The organism is Prevotella pallens ATCC 700821, from assembly GCF_000220255.1.
GTDB classification, from domain to species: Bacteria; Bacteroidota; Bacteroidia; order Bacteroidales; family Bacteroidaceae; genus Prevotella; species Prevotella pallens.
The window spans coordinates 1455692-1458821 of record NZ_GL982513.1 but is presented as its reverse complement, the minus strand read 5'-3'; the positions used below and the strand labels follow the sequence as shown (position 1 = coordinate 1458821).

The following is a 3130-nucleotide window of genomic DNA, read 5'->3' as shown; positions in this document are numbered from 1 at the left end:
TTTTTTTAGAATATAGCAATATTTAGCTTTATTTATTATTAATTTCCTGAATATGATGTTAAATAAACCTTTTATAATCTAGTTTTTTAATTGGAGTGGAAATCTAATATCAATATGAATCGAGATATAAATATCTTTAAACACTGTCGATAATTCGAAGAGGTTATGAGGATTTATATCTCGATTTCACATTCTATTCATCTAAAGGTCCCACCTTATGATCTATGATTTTGTCTAATTTAAACTTTTTGTTTGCTCAGCAACTTCGTTTTGAATACGTTGAACAAAGTCTTCTTTGGTCATTGTAGCCTGTTCTCCTCCACCTTGTTGGCGCATAGAAACCAGACCACCTTCCATTTCTTTTTCGCCAACAATTACCATATATGGGATACGCTTCAATTCATTATCACGTATCTTTCTTCCTATCTTTTCATTACGATCATCAACTAAAGCACGCACATCATGCAATTCAAAGTATTGCTTTACATCTTGTGCATAGTCATTATATTTCTCTGAGATAGGCAGAATAGCTACTTGATCTGGGGTTAGCCATAATGGGAAATGTCCTGCAGTATGTTCTATTAAGACTGCTGTAAACCGTTCTAATGAACCAAATGGAGCACGGTGAATCATTACAGGAGTTTCTTTCGTATTATTTTCTGCTGTATATTCCAATTTAAATCTATTAGGCAGGTTATAATCTACTTGAATTGTACCTAATTGCCATCTACGTCCAATAGCATCTTTAACCATAAAGTCGAGTTTAGGGCCATAAAAAGCAGCTTCACCTATTTCTACTCGTGCATTTAGTCCTTTTTCTTCACAAGCTTCTTTTATAGCTCGTTCACTTTCTTCCCACACTTTATCCGAACCAATATACTTTTCTTTATCGGCAGGATCACGGAGTGAGATTTGTGCTTCATAATCATTGAATCCAAATGTAGCGAATACTTTTAAGATAATATCAATAACATCTTCAAACTCTTTCCGCAATTGTTCTGGACGAACAAATATATGAGCATCATCTTGGGTAAACGTACGAACGCGAGTTAAACCGTGCAATTCTCCACTTTTTTCATAACGGAATACAGTTCCAAACTCTGCAATACGTAATGGTAAATCTTTATAAGAACGTGGCTTATATGCAAAAACTTCACAGTGATGTGGACAGTTCATTGGTTTAAGCATATACTCTTCATCTTCCTCTGGAGTTTGTATAGGTTGGAATGAATCCTTGCCATAATGAGCATAATGTCCAGATGTTACATAAAGATTTTTCCCACCAATTCCAGGCGTGATGACCTCTTGATAATGATATGGACGTTGTAATTTTCTAAGAACTTCTTGTAAACGAAGACGAAGCTGCGTACCTTTTGGTAGCCAAATAGGAAGTCCTTTACCAACTCGCTCAGAAAATGTAAAGAGCTCCATCTCCTTACCTATCTTACGATGATCGCGCTTCTTCGCTTCTTCCAACATTGCAAGATACTCATCAAGCATCTTCTTTTTGGGGAAGGTTATACCATAAATACGTGTCAATTGATCGCTTTTTGCATCTCCACGCCAGAATGCACCTGCTACACTTGTTAGTTTGACAGCTTTTATTGCACCTGTAGACATAAGATGAGGACCACGACAAAGATCTGTGAAGTTTCCTTGCGAATAAGTTGATATTGTACCATCTTCAAGGTCCTCAACAATGTGTTCTACTTTATATTCTTGTCCATCAGCTGTAAATTCTTTAATAGCGTCTTCTTTAGAAACATCACGACGAACAATCTTTAAATCTTTTTTTGCTAATTCAAGCATTTTCTGTTCAATCTTAGGAAAATCTGTCTCAGAAATAACTTGTCCATTAGCTGGTTGTACATCGTAGAAGAAACCATTCTCAATAGCAGGACCAAATCCGAACTGAATACCTGGATAAAGTTCTTTCAAAGCTTCTGCCAATAAGTGTGCTGAAGAGTGCCAGAAAGTATGCTTTCCTTCCTCGTCTTCAAACTTGTACAAAGCTATTGTTGCATCCTCATTAATAGGACGATTTAACTCAGTTGTTACACCATTAATCCCGCAAGATACAACGTTGCGAGCGAGAGCTGGCGAAATGCTCTCTGCAATTTGAAGTCCAGTTACCCCTTGTTCATATTCACGAACAGAACCATCTGGAAAAGTGATTTTAACCATAATACAAATTAGTTTTATAAATCAATATGTGGCAAAGGTACGACTTTCTAATGAAAAATGCACTAATATTCTTAAAGTTTATCTTTTTTTATACCACTCCTATATGATAAAGGTAGATGTTTATCAATTTAATAGAATAGCTCAGATGTGTATAAAAGTTTATTAGATGGAGTTGCTTTTATTTTAGATATCTATCAGTTGCATTTTAGATATCTGCCACGCACGTCTCAGATATCTATCAATTATAAATTAGATATCATAACAAACTACAATCTTTACGTATTTGATTTTTCCTAATTTTACTAGACATTTTTTCCTATTAACTACCTCTGCAGACACTTTCTATTACGCCGGCTATCATAGTTGTACAGAGATTTAAAAGGTCTTCCGTTAAATGCGTAGACGCCTATCATGCAATGCATATAGCCTTAATGTGAAGTATTCCTCATTTCTGAATCCATATATCTGTCTTTTCAAAACCTTTATTTTATTATTAATACCTTCTATTGTTCCATTTGTTATATAATGGTCATACCATGCTAATATGTATGTCTTGTATGCTCTAATAGTTGAAGCCATTTTCACCAATGGCTGTATTTTAGATTCTATAGCTTGCTTTACCCATTCATCCAACACATCTTTTAGCTTTTTGCTTACTACACTGATTCCATATTTCCTTAAGATCTTCTTTGAGATAATAGGCAATCATCAGCGGACGGTTTAGGCTTAGGGCATTCTACAGTCTATTTCTGTGTACATAATCAAAAATATCATTTCCATTTCTGAGTAACAACCAACGTGTTCCTTTGATTACTTTACGCTTGTTGATGTCCTTTTCCTTATGCCATAACAGTCTCCTTAGCAAATCCAGCTTTTCGTTCATAAGCTTGGTTACATGAAAGTGGTCTACTACAAATGCAGCATTGGGAAGGTGCTCACTTACAAA

The 3130-nt window shown here is 35.2% G+C and carries 1 protein-coding gene and 1 pseudogene; both read right to left on the bottom strand.

Annotation, left to right across the window (positions count from 1 at the left end; all coding sequences use genetic code 11):
• Positions 1-234 precede the first annotated feature (234 nt).
• Positions 235-2184 carry a threonine--tRNA ligase gene (gene thrS / locus HMPREF9144_RS05615; protein WP_006044942.1) on the bottom strand — a complete coding sequence of 650 codons (1950 nt, stop codon included), beginning with the start codon at positions 2182-2184 and terminating at the stop codon, positions 235-237.
• 390 nt (positions 2185-2574) lie between these two features.
• Positions 2575-3130: pseudogene (locus HMPREF9144_RS14070) on the bottom strand (transposase); the annotation flags it as partial.

Coding starts and splice junctions, on each gene's coding strand:
- thrS (WP_006044942.1), bottom strand. CDS start 2,184: ATGGTTAAAATCACTTTTCCAGATGGTTCTGTTCGTGAATATGAACAA.